Origin of the sequence: Solirubrobacter phytolaccae, assembly GCF_027587195.1 — a bacterium.
GTDB classification, from domain to species: Bacteria; Actinomycetota; Thermoleophilia; order Solirubrobacterales; family Solirubrobacteraceae; genus Solirubrobacter; species Solirubrobacter phytolaccae.
In genome coordinates this window covers 1-14784 of sequence record NZ_JAPDDP010000032.1, presented here as the reverse complement: position 1 = coordinate 14784, position 14784 = coordinate 1, and the positions used below count along the sequence as shown (strand labels likewise).

The window sequence follows — 14784 nt, the reverse complement described above, 5'->3', positions numbered from 1 at the left end:
GGCCGCGGGTGTGCTCGCCGTTGACGTTTGTCGGGCAAGTCCGCAAGGCGGTCGTATCAGGCACGGGTGAGGGTGGGTCTTTGCGGTGTGTCAGCGCTCAAACAACCCGTCCCGGACGACCCGGGCGACGTGCCACTGCCACGCGCGATCCCGATGACGGTGTTCTCGCAGCTGCGCCCGTGGCGGACCTGGCTGCAGGAGTGGTTCCTGCGCTTCAGCCGGCTGTCCGCGAGCGCGGGGATCCGCGAGCTGTCGTTCATCCACTTCGTGCGCTTCGCGATCGTGCGCAGGCTGCCGGACGGGCGCCGCCTGCGCCACCCGATCCTGCTCTTCGAGAGCAACTACAACGGCTCGTTCGAGAACTACATCGACACGTTCTCGGAGTCGGTGCCCAAGCACATGAAGCTGTTCTGGGGAACGTCGTACGGCTTCCCCGGGCCGCTGCCGTGCACGCCGTTCAAGCGGTACATCGACGCGAACGAGTTCAAGATCGACCACTACTACCGCGCGTATCCGGACGCGTCGGTGACGATGATCGTGTCGGCGCTCGCGCTCGACGAGCCGCACGAGCGCTTCTATCGGCACGCCGAGCAGCTCACCCCGGACGAGTTCCGGCGCGCGTACGACGCGTTCCTCACCGACCACCAGGGGCAGCTATGAAGCTCCTCGACACGCTGCGCCAGCTCACCCGCGGCGCCGGCAACCAGCGCTGGGGCGCGCACTCGCTGCTGATCCTCGCGCCGATCGGCGACGGCGCGCGCGAGGACCTGCTGGGAGAGCTCGCCCGCTGCGAACACGACTCCCCGCTCGCCGGCCTCGCCGAGGTGCACTTCGCGCGCTGGGTCGTGATCGACCAGCTCAAGACCGGCTTCGCCGACGCGCCCAAGCGCCCGTCCCGGCTGGACCGGCCGTACCTGCTGTTCAGCGCCGACTACACGCCGGCGCCCGGCGACGGGACGCTCCTCGAGCGCCTCGCGGAGGTCGGCGCGGCGGTGTGGAACCACTGCGACGGCTTCCCGCCGGACGGGCCGGCGCGCGTGGACTACCTCGCCGCGCACCGCTGCGACACGACGCTCTACTACGCCGGCTATCCCGACGCGACCCCCGCGCGCGTCAAGACCGCGGTCGCGCGCCGTGACGCGCTGACGCGGTTCGTGCTCGACCACCGCGACGAGCGGGACGCGGCCACCCTCCAGCGCGCCTACCTGAAGGAGGCGGCACGATGGTTCTAGAGCTCGCGGACATCCAGGGCAACATCCTGCGCGGGTACTCCTTCCCGCGCGCGATCCACCTGTTCGTCGCCTTCCCGGACGCGGACGCCGGGCGTCGCTTGCTGCGCGCGCTCGTGCCGCAGGTCCAGACCGCCGCGCGGTGGGACGAGCGGCCGGAGACCGCGCTCAACGTGGCGCTCACCTACGCCGGGCTGCGGCTGCTGGGCGCGGACGACGAGTGCCTGCCGGGCGCGCTGCGCGAGCCGATCGCGCAGCGCGCCCCGACCCGCCTCGGGGACGACCTGCGCACGTGGCGGGGCGAGCTCGGGCGCGGGAAAGCGCACGCGCTCGTGCTCCTCGCCGGCGACGGCTGGGCGTTCGCTCAGCGCCTGCGGACGCTGCGCACGCTCCTGGACGAGCACGGCGTCGAGGTCGGGTTCGAGCAGCGGACGGAGGCGCTCGCCGACCAGCGCGAGCACTTCGGCTTCGCGGACGGCTTCGGCCAGCCCGCGGTCGAGGGCACCGACCACCGGCGCGCGGGCCAGGGCGAGCCGGAGGAGTACGGCAGCTGGCGCGACATCAAGGCCGGCGAGTTCGTGCACGGCTACGAGGACGAGGACGCGCAGACCGAGACCGCGCCGCTGCTGCGCAACGGCTCGTTCATGGTCTACCGCAAGCTCGAGCAGGACGTGGAGCGCTTCCGCAGCTACCTCGACCGCGAGGCCGACCACTACTGCGCGACCGTCGGCGTCAACCACGGCACGGACCCCGACACGGCGCACGCCTACGCGCGGGAGCTGGTCGCGGCCAAGCTCATCGGGCGCTGGCGGGACGGCGTCGCCGTGGAGCTCGCGCCCGAGCGTGACCCGGCCGAGGCGCACGCGCTGCGCCACGAGTCCGTCGGCGAGCCCGACAACGACTTCCGCTACGCCGACGACCGCGACGGGCGCCGCTGCCCGGTCGGGGCGCACGTCCGGCGCGCGAACCCGCGTGACTCGGCCCGCGCGACGGCGCAGACCCGCCGGCACCGGATCATCCGGCGCGGCATGCCCTACGAGGAGGGCGACGCGCGCGGGCTCGTGTTCATCTGCTTCAACGCGAGCTTCGAGCGCCAGTTCGAGACCGTCCAGCGCCTGTGGTGCGACGACGGGAACGCGTTCGGGCTCGGCCGCGACCAGGACGTGCTGTTCGCGAGCGGCGCGGGCTCGGGCAAGCTCACGATCCCCGGCGAGCCGCCGCACTTCGCGCGCGCCGAGCGCGGCCTCGTGACCACCCGCGGCTGCGAGTACCTGCTGATGCCTGGCCTCCGCGCGTTGCGCGCGCTGGCCGAAGGAGGAGAGCGCTGATGCCCGGCTACCGGGAGTCGCCGCTGCGCGACGAGCACGAGGCGATCAAGCACGTGGTGGAGGCGGTCGGCGGGCTGATGCGCGACCGCTACGCGACGCGCCGGCCGATGCTGCGCGGCCAGCACGCCAAGGCCCACGGCACCGTGCACGCGAAGGTGACCATCGCGGGGGACCTCCCGCTCGAGCTCCGCCACGGCGTGTTCAAGACGCCGCGCACGTTCGACGCCTGGGTGCGGTTCTCGGCGAGCAGCATGATCCCGATGTCCGACGCCACGCGGGACCCGCGCGGGTTCGCGCTCAAGCTGCTCGGCGTCGAGGGCGAGAAGGTCCTCGACGACCCGGGCGACAACGACAGCCAGGACTTCGTGTTCGTCAACGGCCAGCAGTTCTTCGTGCGCGACGCGGTCGACTACGCCGAGTTCGCGGACTGCGTCGTGCGCGCCGCGACCGCGAAGGGCAAGCTGCGCCGGCTCCTGGCGACGCGGCCGTTCTTCTTCCCGTCGCTGTGGCCAGGCGCGTGGCGGTGGCGCGAGTTCTGGGTGCTGTGGCGGCTCACGCACGCGCGTGACCGTGGCCCGCTCGCGCTGCGCTACTGGTCGCAGACGCCGTACAAGCTCGGGCCGCACGCGATCGTCAAGTACTCCGTGACGCCGCGGGTCGCCCCGGTCGCGGCGCCGGAGGACGAGCTCGGCGTGGCGGCGGCGGTCGCGGCCGGCGAGACGGTGTTCGACCTGTCCGTGCAGGTGCAGACGGACGCGCACCGGATGCCAGAGGACGACCCGACGGTGCGCTGGTCCGAGCGCCGCTCGCCGCCGGTGAAGGTGGCGACGATCGTGATCCCGCGGCAGACGAGCGGAGACCAGGCGCGCCGCAACTTCGGCGAGCGCCTGCGCTTCACGCCGTGGCACGCGCTGGCCGACCACGAGCCGCTCGGGTCGATCAACCGCGTGCGCCGCGCCGTCTACCTGGAGAGCGCGCGGATGCGCGACGAGGCGAACGGCATCCGGCCGCGCACGACCGAGGTGCAACCGGGCGACCGTTAGGCCACGGCGCTCGGTGCTTCGAGCCGCGCCGCGAGCACGCGCTCGAGCACGGGCGCCGGCATCGCCCGCACGCGGGTGAGCGCCGCGCGCGTGTGCTCGGCGGCCCGCGGCGCGTCACCCATCGCGCCCGCGAGTAACCCGAGGTAGCCCTCGACCGGGCCGAGCAGGCTGCAGTAGGCGACGACGACGTTGTACGCGCGGAACGGCAGCAGCTCGGCGTACAGCGCCCGCGCCACGTCGGCCTCGCCGAGCCCCGCGCACAGCTCGCCCAGCAGCGTGGTGCGCGTGAGCCAGAACATGCCGCGCGGGATCGCGTGCACGCCTTCGCCGACCTCCTCCTCGAAGCACCGGCGAGCGCCCGCGAGGTTCCCGGTGTCGAGGTACAGGACGCCGAGCGCGCTGCGCCAGCCGAGCTGGTAGCCGCCCTTGGCGACGAGGCGCTCGACGACGTGGGTGAGCTCGCCGACCCGGCCTTGGACGCGCCGCATCGCGAACAGCTGCGACGCCCATGAGCTGACGGCGTCGCCGGTGTGCGCCTCACGCGCTGCGAGCAGCGACGCCTCGGCGTGGCGGTCGGCCTGCTCGAGGTCGCCCGCCAGCTCGGCCCACAGGCCGCGCGCGCCCTCGGCCAAGGACCGGAACAGCGGCTGCCCGAGCTCGCCGCTCAACCGCAGGAGCCCTGCGTGCTCGGCCCGCGCGGCGTCGATCGCGCCGACGTGCAGCAGGTCGTACATGTGCCACTGATGGCGCTCGGCGAGCAGCTCGCGGTGCTCGAGCGCGAGCGCCTGCAGCGTGCGCTCGATCTCCAGTCGGCGCGGGATGTGGCGCACGTCGAGCAGGGTCACGTGCGCGGCCATCAGCACCGCGGCGAGCAGCCGCTCGTCACCGAGCTCGCGCGCCATCGCCACCGCCTGGTCGGCGAGCGCGATCGAGCGCGGCGTCTCGCTCGGGAAGCCCAGCGTCGTCGCCAGCCGGGAGAGCAGGAGCGCGCGCTCCGGGCGGGGCTCGGGGCCGATCATCACCAGCGCGGTCTCCAGCAGCTCGCGGTAGCGGGTGCCGAGGTAGGTGACCTCGAAGTAGCGCTCGCCGAGCCCGAGCGCCGCCCGCGCGAGCTGGGTCGCGGCGCCGCGTTCGAGCGCGCTCTCCGCCGCCTCCCGGAACGTCGCGCGCGCACCGTCGTCGCCCGCGTGCCACTGGACGCGGCCGAGCGCGAGCTGGACGTCGCAGCGGCCGGACGCGTCGAGCGGGTCCGCGAGCCGCAACGCGACCCGGAAGTGGCTCGCGGCCTCGTCGTACGCGAACGCTTCGGCGGCGCGGTGGCCGGCCGCGATCGAGTAGCGGCAGCCGGGCTCGGGCCCGGCGAGCGGCGCGGCGAGCGCGAAGTGGTGCGCGAGCTCGGCCGGGTTGGCGTCCGCGGAGCGCTCCAGCTCGCGCGCGAGCCGCAGGTGCACGCGCACGCGGCGTGCGTCCGAGAGCTGGCCGTAGAGCACTTCGCGCACGAGCGCGTGGGCGAACGTGAAGACGTCGAACTGGCCGTGCACCTCGACGACCAGGCGCGCGGCCAGGCACTCGTCGATCGCCGTCACCAGCGCGTCCGGCCCGACGTCGAGCAGCGGCTCGAGCGCGGCGAGCGGGAACGTGGGGCCGACGACCGACGCCGCGCGCAGCAGCTCCTCGGCCACGGGGGAGAGCTGGCGGACGCGGCGCAGGATCACCTCCGCGACGCCCTCGGGCACGCCGAGGTTGGCGATCGCGTCCTCGTCGACCACGGGCGCGTCCTGCCAGCGCGACTCGCTGAGCGCGCGCAGCGTCTCCTCGATGAAGAACGCGTTGCCGTCGGTCTGCTCGCGCAGGCGCTGCACGAACGCGGTGGTCACGGGACGCTCGAGCCGGTCCGCGACCAGCGCGCCGGTGGTCGCGTCGTCGAAGCCCGCGAGCGCGATCCGCTCGAAGCGTCGCTCGCGCCGCAGGTCCGACAGCACGCCGGTGAGCGGGTGCCGCTTGCCGACCTCGGCGTCGCGGAACGTGCCGAGCACGAGCAGCCGGCTGCCGTCGGCGTGCCGGAGCAGGTGGCGGATCAGGTGCAGCGTCGGCGTGTCCGCCCAGTGCAGGTCATCGAGCACGAGCACGACCGGCCAGCGGCGCGCCGCGCGCTTGAGGATCGAGACGACCGCGTCGAACACCTGGTAGCGCTCGGTTGCGTGGTCGGCGTCGCGGGTGTCGGCGGGCGCCTCGGGCAGGATCCGGCCGAGCCGTGAGAGCTCACCGGGGATCTCGCCCACGAAGTCGCCGCCGGCGTGCGCGAGCAGGTGGTTGAGCGCCTCGACGAACACCTGGTACGGCAGCAGCGCCTCGGCGTCGGCGCGCCCGTAGAGCACGGCGGCGCCCTCACGGCGCGCGTCGTCGGCGAAGCGGGCGGCGAGCCGCGTCTTGCCGACGCCGGCCTCGCCGACGAGCAGCACGAGCTCGGTCTGCCCGCGCGTGCTGTCCAGCCAGCGGGCGCGCAGCTGGGCGAGGTGGGCCTCGCGGCCGACGAAGGCACCCTCGCTCGCTCGCGGACCGGTGGTCGGCGGCGGGATCACGACCGCGGGCGCGAGGTCGAGCGCGGGGTCCTGGCGCAGCACGGCGGCCTGCAGCCGCTGCAGCTCCGGGCCGGGGACGAGCCCGTGCTCCTCGTCGAGCAGCCGGCGCAGCGCGGTGTAGGCCGCGAGCGCCTCCGACTGGCGTCCGCCGCGGTAGAGCGCGAGCATCAGGTGCTGGGTCAGCCGCTCGCGCGTGGGGTGCTCGGCGACGAGCCGGCGCAGTTCGCCGATCAGCGCGTCGTGGTGGCCGGCGGCGAGGTCGGCCGCGATCCGCGCCTCCAGCGCGGACCGTCGTTCCTCCTCGAGCTGCCGGATCTGGACGGCCGCGAACGGCGCCTTCTCCAGGTCGGCGAGCGGCGGGCCGCGCCAGCGGGCGAGCGCCGCGCGGAGCAGTGCCGAAGCCGCCGCCCAGTCCTCCTGGTCGGTGAGCGCCCGCGCCGCCTGCACGTCGCGCTGGAACGCGAGCAGGTCCAGCTCGTCGGGGCCGACCGACAACCGGTAGCCCGCGCGTGTGGTCTCGATCCGGTCGGCGTCGCCGAGCGCCTTGCGCAGCCGCGAGACGTGCACGTGGATGGTCTTGAGCGCGGTCGGCGGGACGTCGTCGCCCCACAGGCCGATTGCAAGGTGCTCGGGCGCGACGGGCGCGTTGGGCTGCAGGAGCAGCATCGCGAGCACCGCGCGCGGCTTGGTCCCGCCCAGCTCGAGCGGGCCGCGACCGTCCCGTGCTTCCAGCGGACCCAGGACCCGGAACTCCATTGGTCAAGCGACCCTACAGCTGCGATGACCCGTTCGCCAAGGACAGCCGCATCGCCGGGTGCCCGAAGAACTGGTACGCGAAGCAGGTGCCCGAAGCGCGGCTCGGCTCCGGGCCGTCCGCCGCACGGGCGCGGCGCAGGACGTCGGCCGGTTGCGCGCCGGCCTGGATCTCCGCGTAGAACTCGAGCGCGACCCGCGCGGCGTGCTGGTCGTCGATCGACCACAGCGGCGCGACCACCGCGCTCGCCCCGGCCTTCACGAGCGCCATCGCCATCCCGCCGTAGTCGCCGAGCACCTCGCGCCCCATGCCCACCTGGCACGCGTTCAGGAACACGAACGGCCGGTGCGGGAGGTCCATCCCGCGCACGACGGTCGGGTCCAGCGTGCGCTGGTCGGTCAGCACCAGGCCGTCCATCCCGCCGCCCGGGTCGTAGTGGCCGTGGACGGCGAAGTGCAGGACGTCGGCCTGCGGCGCGCCCTCCAGGCAGCGGGTGACGTCGTCGAGCGTCGCAGGCACGTGGGCGGCGCCGAACCGCGCCTGCAGCGCGCGGCCCTCGTCCTCGGCCGCGAGCAGCCGCTGCCAGCCCGGCGCGGCGTACTCACCCCAGATCGCGGCCATCCGCTCGCCGTCCACGGCCGGCGGCGCGGGCCACGGCGGGTTGCGCTCGGACAGCAGCCAGCGCCCGACGCACGCCTGCGCGGCGAGGAACCCGGGCGCCTCGGGGTCGATCCGCTCGTCCAGCCACGCGAGCTCCCACGGGATGTGCGGCTCCTCGGACAGGATCTGCACGAGCGGCGGACGACCGACCCGGTCGGCGACCGCGGCCAGCAGCGCCGTCCACTCGGGCGGCATCGCCTCGGCGATCTCCTTGCCGATGCCGCGCAGGAACGCGAACAGGTCCGACTGCCCCTCGCGCGCGTTGGCGCGCAGGATCAGCGAGCGGGCGTACTCGCGGGGCGCGTCGCCGACGCTGGTGATCGGCGCCTCGTCCGGCACGGGCAGGTCATGGCTCGTGTCGAACACCCACATCAGCTCGCCGGGGAAGCGCCCCCGGCGGATGTCGATCGTCAGGTCCGGCGCCGGGAGGCCGCGCGGGAGCGCGAGCACGCCCTCGGCCTCGGGCGTGGTCGGCACGAGCTCGGGCTGGACGTCGGCCCCGCGGGTGACGATCAGGCTGCGCGAGCCGAACCCGATGGTGTGGCCGTGGTGCAGGTACAGGGCCTGGATCCGCGCCTCGCGCTCCTCCGCCAGCTGCGGCTCAGCCTTGAGCCGCAGCGTGACGGAGGGCAGCGGCTCGTCGTCCTTGACGTGCAGCTCGTGACGCCAGACCTGCCCGGGCTCGAGAGAGATCCCGTCGGCGGTCACGTGCACGGTGATGCGCTGGTCGCCGGGTGGCAGGTCCATCACGGTGGAGAACAGCTCAGGGTCGAGCACCGTGGTGAGGCCGACGGTGACCTCGAACGGATGCTCGGCGACGACGGTGTCCAGCGTGTCGATGCGCGCGTAGACGGGCTGCCCGGGCTCGCGCTCGGCCATGTGCTGCTCGGTCGTGATCAGGGGGTCGCCAGAGAAATCCGCCTCGAGGAGCTCCTCGAAGCGGAAGCGGTCGGGCTGTGGCGGGCCCGACAGCTCGGCGAGCAGCTCCAGCAGCTGCGCGCGGACCCGCTCCTCCTCGGCGGGGTCTTCCAGCTCGTCCAGTCGGCTCAGCAGATCGATGACGGCCGCACGCATCGAAGCAGGGTCCATACGAGGGAGATCATCGAGCGGGGGTCCGAGATACCACCTCGCTGTATCTGGACCGCCACAGCCCGGGTCTCCTCCAGCGTGAGCGCCCCGCGAACGCCCTGCCCCATGCCGCTTCCACACCGACCACGAACGCCGAACGGCCGGCCCCAGCTGCGGCTCACGCCGCGCACCGCGCTGATCCGGATCACCGGCACCGCCGAGCGCGGCTGGGTCGTCGGCTTCCACGACGACGACGGCCGCGGCGACTGGACGACGAGCCCGATTGCCGAGGCCCGGCTCGACGCACCGCTCCCACCCTTCCTCACCAGCCTCGACGCGCACGCCGCGATCCGGCGCTGCCTGCTCGACGAGCACGGCCACGAGGTCGGGCTCGAGGCGGTCGGCGAGTACCTGCACGGGCTGCTGCACCAGGGCGCGATCGGCGAGGCGTGGGACGCGGCCGCGATGTCCGCGCGGCCGAGCGGGCTGCGGCTGCTGCTCGACCTGCCGGACTCGCTCGCGTCGCTGCCGTGGGAGCTGCTCATCCGCGGGCTCAAGCGGCCCGCGACCGACGTCGCCGCGCCGCTCGTGCGCGTCGGCCGGAGCTTCTGCGGCGCGTCCACGCCGGAGGCCGTGCGCTGGCCGCTGAAGGTGCTGATGGTCGTCGGCTCGGCGGCGGACGACGAGCGCGTCGCCGCGTTCGACGAGGTACGCAACGTCCAGCACGCGCTGCGCCGGCACTGCGGGCAGACCGACGTCGAGGTGCTGTGGCGGCCGACCCGCGCCGAGCTACGCGAGCGCTACGACGAGCTGCGCCCGCACATCTTCCACTTCATCGGCCACGGCGACGTCGAGGACGGCCGTGGGCGGCTGCTGCTGCACGACCCGCGGACGGGCGACCAGCACCCGTGGACGGCGCCGGAGATCCACGCGGACCTCGCCGCGCACCCGCCGCGCCTGGCGATCCTCAACGCCTGCCGCTCCGCCGACCGCGACGAGGACCGGGCGGGCGCCTGGCGCGTCGCCGACGCGTTCGTCGAGCTCGAGGTCGCGGCCGTGATCGCGATGCAGGCCGACATCCGCGGGGACGTCGCCGCGGCGTTCACCGCCGAGCTCTACACCGCGCTCGTCCAGCACGAGCCGCTCGACGTCGCCGTCAGCCGCGCACGCCGCGCGATCACCGACACGACCGGGTTCGAACGGCGTGACTTCGCGGTGCCGAGCCTCACGGTCAACGCGCCGCCGGAGTCCGTGCTGCGGCTGCGCTACGGCACCGGCGACGAGGACCTGGACCCGGGCGAGCCGCTGCAACGCCAGTACGCGGGCTTCGTCGACCGCACGCGCGAGCGCCGCCGGCTGTGGCGCGTGCTCGACCCGGAGCCCGAGCTCGAGATCGCCCCGGGCGTGATCGAGATCACCGGGCCGGCCGCGGTCGGCAAGTCCGAGCTCGCACGCTGGTGCGTGACCGCGTGCGAGGTCCACGGTGGCAACGCGGCCTACGTCGACCTCAAGCGCGGCGGCCGCGTCGACTGCCTGGCCACGCTCGGGCTGATCGCCGCCGAGCTCGCCGCCAAGCCGCAGCACCAGGACGCGAACGCGGCCGCGTTCGCCGCCTGGCGGGAAGCCGTCGAGACGCTCACGCGCACGCCCGCCGCGCCGCCGAACGCGCTCGAGACGACGTTCGCCCTGTTCACCGACGCGCTGCGCGAGGCGGCCGGCGACCGGCCGCTGCTGGTGACGCTCGACCACGTCGCCGCGCTCGCGACCGAGGAGCTCGAGCTGCTGTGCGACTACCTGCTCGAGCCGGCCGCGCACGGGCAGCTGGAGCCGGTGCGGTTCATCGTCGCGGTGAGCGAGGAGCAGGCGGGCGCGCTGACCGAGCGCCTGCGCCGGGCGATCGGCGCGTCGATCTCGCTGCGCACGTTCCGCCCGGACGAGTTCGGCGAGATCGCCCTGCAGTACTTCTTCCACCACTTCGACGTCCCGCGCACGGACGTCGAGGCGACGCTCGCCGCGCTCCCCAGCCTCAACGAGGACTTCAGCTGGGGCGCGGTCGTCGGGCTGGCCAGCTACATCGAAGGAATCGGATGGGAGCGCTACAAGTGACCGTGCCTGACCTGCGGGCGATCGCCGCCCAGCTCGCGAGCGGCCAGTCGCTCGAGGCCGCCGTGCGCGCGGTCGCCCCGACCGGGAGGACCGAGCTGCTCAAGCGCTGCGCGGCGGTGCATCACTTCGACGCGGCGCTGCTGGACGTCCTGCGCGCGGTCCCGCCGCGGATCGAGGGCGTCCACCTGCCGGACCTGATCGCGCTCGGCGCGGTCGAGCCGGTGCCCGGCCGGCCGGATCGCTTCCGCGTGCCCGACCTGGAGCGGCGTGAGCTCTACGCCGGCTGGTGGGAGGGAGCGGACGCCGGCGAGGTGATCCCGGAGCCGCTGCGCGAGCTCTCCGCGCGCGTGCTCGCGCACCTCGCCGACGGGAGCGTGGTCGAGGCGCTCTACCACGAGCTGGTCGTCGCGCCCGAAGCCGCGCTCGAGCGCTTCGCCGCCGAGTTCCGCGCCGCGGACGCCGCGTTCGACCTCGCGCGCTGCCAGGACCTGCTCGACGTCGTGATCGAACGGCTGGCGCTGCTCGGCCCGGAGGGCGCGGCGGTCTGCAACGCGCATCAGCGGCGGCTGCGCTCGCGGGCGATGTGGATGCGCGACTGGCGGCGTTCCTCACGCTTCCAGTTGCCCGCGCCGAGCGCGCGGGCGACCGAGGCGCTGCTGGCCGGCGAGGTCCGCGCGCTCGAGCTGTGGGCGGACGGCGGCATGGGCAAGTCGACCTACCTGCGCTGGCTGATCGCGCGCCGCTGCGTGCCGGAGGGGATCGCGTGCGCTCGCGTGGACCTGGAGGCGGTCGATCCGCTGCGCGCGTGCCGCGAGCCGTGGCTGCTGCTGCTCGAGCTGGCCGAGCAGCTCGACCGCCAGCTCCCGGACGCGCCGTTCTACGAGCTGCTCTCCCAGCACCCCGGGCAGCGCGAGCGGCTGCTGCGGCGGCCGACCACCGCGCCGTCCCTCGGCGCCGCCGCCGCGGACATCCAGGCGCGCTTCGCCGCGACGCTGCGAGAGGTCAACGACGGGCGGCCGATCGTGATCGCGCTCGACACTTTGGAGGCCGCGCTGCCGATCGCCGGCACCGGCACCGAGCTCGGGCCGCTCTTCACCTTGCTGGAGTCGCTGCTCGAGACCGTGCCGGCGCTGCGGCTCGTGCTCACCAGCCGCGCCCGTCCGGGGTTCCCGGGCGCCTCGGCCGTGCGCCTGGAGGCGTTCACCGACGCGGAGGCGCGCACGTACCTGGCGACCAAGCGCGGGCTCGAGCGGCCGGCGCTGGTGGACCGGATCGTCGCGAGCGCTGGCGGCGTGCCGTTCAAGCTCGAGCTGCTGGCCGACGTCGCCGAGGAGCGGCCCGGGATCGACCCGGGCGAGCTGGTGACGAGCGCGGGCGCGGACATGGTCTACCTGATGGAGCGGATCCTGCGGCCGCTCGACCCGGACCTCGGCGCGTTGCTGCTGTACGGCGTCGCGCCGCGCACGCTCGAGCACGAGTTCGCGGTCTCGGTGCTCGGGCCGCTGCTGCCGGGGCGCGACATCGACGCGCTGTGGCGCGCGCTGCGCCGGTACGCGAGCCGCGCGTCGTGGGTGCAACTGGACCCGGTGGACGTGCACACCGTGCGCTTCCACCCGTCGATCCTGGTGCCGATGCGCAAGCTGCTCGCGGCGGCGGACGCGCACGCGCCGCTGCACGAGCGCGCGGCCGCGTGGTTCGACGCGCGCGCCGGGCGGGATCCGGAGAACGCCACGCGCTGGCTCTGCGAGGCGGTCTTCCACCGCTTCCAGCTCGACCCGGACCAGGCGCGCGGGGACTGGCAGGCGTGCGTGGACGCAGCGTGCGCGGACCGCCGCCCGGACCGCCGCCGCGCGCTCGCGGCCGAGGTGCTGGGGGAGGACTACGCGCTGCAGCGCTCCGTCCGGACCGACCTGCGGGCGCGCTGGGAGCTCGCGGTCGCGGCCGTCCAGCTCGCCTGCCGGGAAGCGCCCGAGCGGCGTGCCGGGCACGGGTTCGAGGCCGAGCGCGCGCTCCGTGACCTGCGCCACCTGCAGGCCCGTCCGGGCACGCCGACGCTGCGCAAGAGCGAGCTGGCATTGGTCGAGGCCGGGGTCGCGCTGGTGCGTGGTGACGCGGACGCGGCTCGCCCGCACGTCGAGACGGCGCTGCGCGGACGGCTCGCGCGCGAGGACCAGCTGTGGCTGCGGCTCGCCTACGCGGGGGCGCTGTCCCTCCACGACAGCCGCCACGCGGCGGCGCACTTCCGCTCGTCCCTGTCGTTCGCGCGGCGGGGCGCGCCGTGCGACGTCGCGGCAGTGCACCAGCAGCTCGCCGTGTTCCACGACGCGCGCGACCAGCTCGACCGGGCGCTGGCGGCGTGCGCGGACGGGGCGCGGCTGGCGAGCGGGCGTCAGGCGGTGGAGCTCGCGCTGACGCGTGCGCGGCTGGAGCTGCGCCGAGGCGCGCCGACGCTGGCTTTGTCGGTGCTGGCCGAGGTCGAGGGCGACGAGCCGGACGTGGCCGCGCGGTGCGCGATCCTGCGCGTGCAGGCGCTGCTCGCGGCCGGGCATCCGCTGCAGGCCCGTGCGCTCGCCGACGACGCGGCGGAGCGGTTCAGCGGCACGCTGCGCGGCGCGGGCGACCGCTCGTGGACGATCGCCGCCGAGGGGCGCGAGCTGCGCGGGAAGGTGCACGCGGAGCTGCTCGACGCCCAGCACGCGCTGGCCGACTTCGAGGAGGCTGCGGACCGCTGGAGCCGGATCGGCGCGACCGCCGCGGTCTGCCGCTGCCGGGTGCGCGGCGCGGCGCTGCAGCTGCGCGGGCTCGGCGATCTCGCCGAGGCGGCGGCGCGGCTGGAGTCGGCGCGGCGCACGCGGCTCGAGCGCGGCAGCGACGTCTGGACGCGGCGGCTGCTGCTGGGCGCCGAGCTGGTCGCCCGGCGCGGCGATCGCGAGCGGGCGGCGCGGCTGGTGATGGAGGCGCTGCACGGCCTGCGCGCGGCGGGGCGGCCGCCGCGGAGCTTCGTCGCCGCGACGCTCGCCGGGCTTTCGGTGAGTGAAGGGAAGGCGCAGGACGCGCTGCTCGACTGCCTGTGCGCGCAGCTCTCGCACGTCACGCCGGCGACCGCACGGCTGGCGCTGCTCGACGGGCTCGAGCGCGTGCCGGAGCTGTCCGGTCGGCCGGAGCTGCGGACCCGCCTGCGCCGGCTCGTGCCGTCGCCCGTGCGGGCGTCGGCGCGCTACGCGGACATCCCGGAGCGCGACCGCGTGCTCCTCGCCGTGCGCGACGCCGAGCTCGACCGGCTCGTCGGGCATCCGGAGCGCTCGGTGGCCACCTTGGAGCACGCGTGGAGCGCGCTCGGCGAGGACCCGTCGCGCGCGACGTTGCACGCGCTCGTCGCGACCGCGGCGCGCGTCGACGCGCGCGGACTGCTGAACGAGCTCGTCCAGCAGGAGCTGGCCAAGGTCGCGTCGACCAAGCAGGCGACCCCGGTCCGCGACGGCGCCGCGCTCGTCCAGGCCGCGGAGGCGCTGCCGGACGCGGCCCTGCGCGACCGCGTGCTGGAGGTCGCCCGCGCCGCCCTCGAGGACCGCTGCGAGCAGGCCGGCGCCTGGCCCGCGCGGCTGCTCGAGCTGCGCGCGGACAGTGCGACCGACGGTGACGACGCCTCCGGTCTGTTGCGGCGCGCGGACGGCCTCAACGAGTCGCTGGGCCGCAAGCGCACCGCGAGCGTCTCCGAGCACGAGCTGCGCGTGACCATCGAGCCGGCCGAGGACGGCGACGGCCTCGTGGCGACGGCGCTGACGCACGACGGCGACGAGCACGAGCTGCGCGCGCCGCGCGTCCCGCCGCTGTCCCACGCGGCGAGCGACCCGTCAGGCCTGGCCGAGGAGATCGCCGCGTTCCTGCGCCCGCTCGCGCCGGCGCGCGGCGACGATGCGCCCGACCGTGACCGGCGCGCGGTTGGCGCGGAGCCGGGCGGCGACGATGCGCCCGATCGTGAGAGGCGCGCGGTTGATGCGGCGCCGGCTATCG

7 protein-coding genes and 1 pseudogene are annotated in these 14784 nt (G+C 75.0%); 6 read left to right on the top strand and 2 right to left on the bottom strand.

Annotated features, from left to right (window positions below):
* Window positions 1-87: 87 nt before the first annotated feature.
* Genes OJ997_RS17955 through OJ997_RS17940 form a run of 4 tightly spaced genes read left to right on the top strand, consistent with a single transcriptional unit; the run spans window position 88 to window position 3600 of the window.
* Window positions 88-660 carry a hypothetical protein gene (locus OJ997_RS17955; RefSeq protein ID WP_270026564.1) on the top strand — a complete coding sequence of 191 codons (573 nt, stop codon included), beginning with the start codon at window positions 88-90 and terminating at the stop codon, window positions 658-660.
* A complete protein-coding gene (locus tag OJ997_RS17950) occupies window positions 657-1232 on the top strand; it encodes a hypothetical protein (RefSeq protein ID WP_270026563.1) in 576 nt (191 codons plus the stop codon). The genes OJ997_RS17955 and OJ997_RS17950 overlap by 4 nt, the downstream gene beginning before the upstream one ends.
* On the top strand, window positions 1223-2557 hold the full coding sequence (locus OJ997_RS17945) for a Dyp-type peroxidase (RefSeq protein WP_270026562.1): 1335 nt from the start codon (window positions 1223-1225) through the stop codon (window positions 2555-2557). The genes OJ997_RS17950 and OJ997_RS17945 overlap by 10 nt, the downstream gene beginning before the upstream one ends.
* On the top strand, window positions 2557-3600 hold the full coding sequence (locus OJ997_RS17940) for a catalase family protein (RefSeq protein ID WP_270026561.1): 1044 nt from the start codon (window positions 2557-2559) through the stop codon (window positions 3598-3600). The genes OJ997_RS17945 and OJ997_RS17940 overlap by 1 nt, the downstream gene beginning before the upstream one ends.
* Here OJ997_RS17940 and OJ997_RS17935 read toward each other — a convergent pair.
* Both OJ997_RS17935 and OJ997_RS17930 read right to left on the bottom strand, forming a co-directional pair.
* Window positions 3597-6938 carry an ATP-binding protein gene (locus OJ997_RS17935; RefSeq protein WP_270026560.1) on the bottom strand — a complete coding sequence of 1114 codons (3342 nt, stop codon included), beginning with the start codon at window positions 6936-6938 and terminating at the stop codon, window positions 3597-3599. The genes OJ997_RS17940 and OJ997_RS17935 overlap by 4 nt on opposite strands.
* Window positions 6939-6951: 13 nt before the next feature.
* A complete protein-coding gene (locus OJ997_RS17930) occupies window positions 6952-8670 on the bottom strand; it encodes a CHAT domain-containing protein (RefSeq protein ID WP_270026559.1) in 1719 nt (572 codons plus the stop codon).
* 120 nt (window positions 8671-8790) lie between these two features.
* Here OJ997_RS17930 and OJ997_RS17925 point away from each other — a divergent pair, with 120 nt between their 5' ends.
* Together OJ997_RS17925 and OJ997_RS17920 are read left to right on the top strand one after the other, a co-directional pair.
* Entirely contained in the window at window positions 8791-10770 is a 1980-nt protein-coding gene (locus tag OJ997_RS17925) for a CHAT domain-containing protein (RefSeq protein WP_270026558.1), read from the top strand.
* Window positions 10767-14784 (top strand): annotated as a pseudogene (locus tag OJ997_RS17920) (hypothetical protein); the annotation flags it as partial. The gene OJ997_RS17925 and the pseudogene OJ997_RS17920, both read left to right, overlap by 4 nt.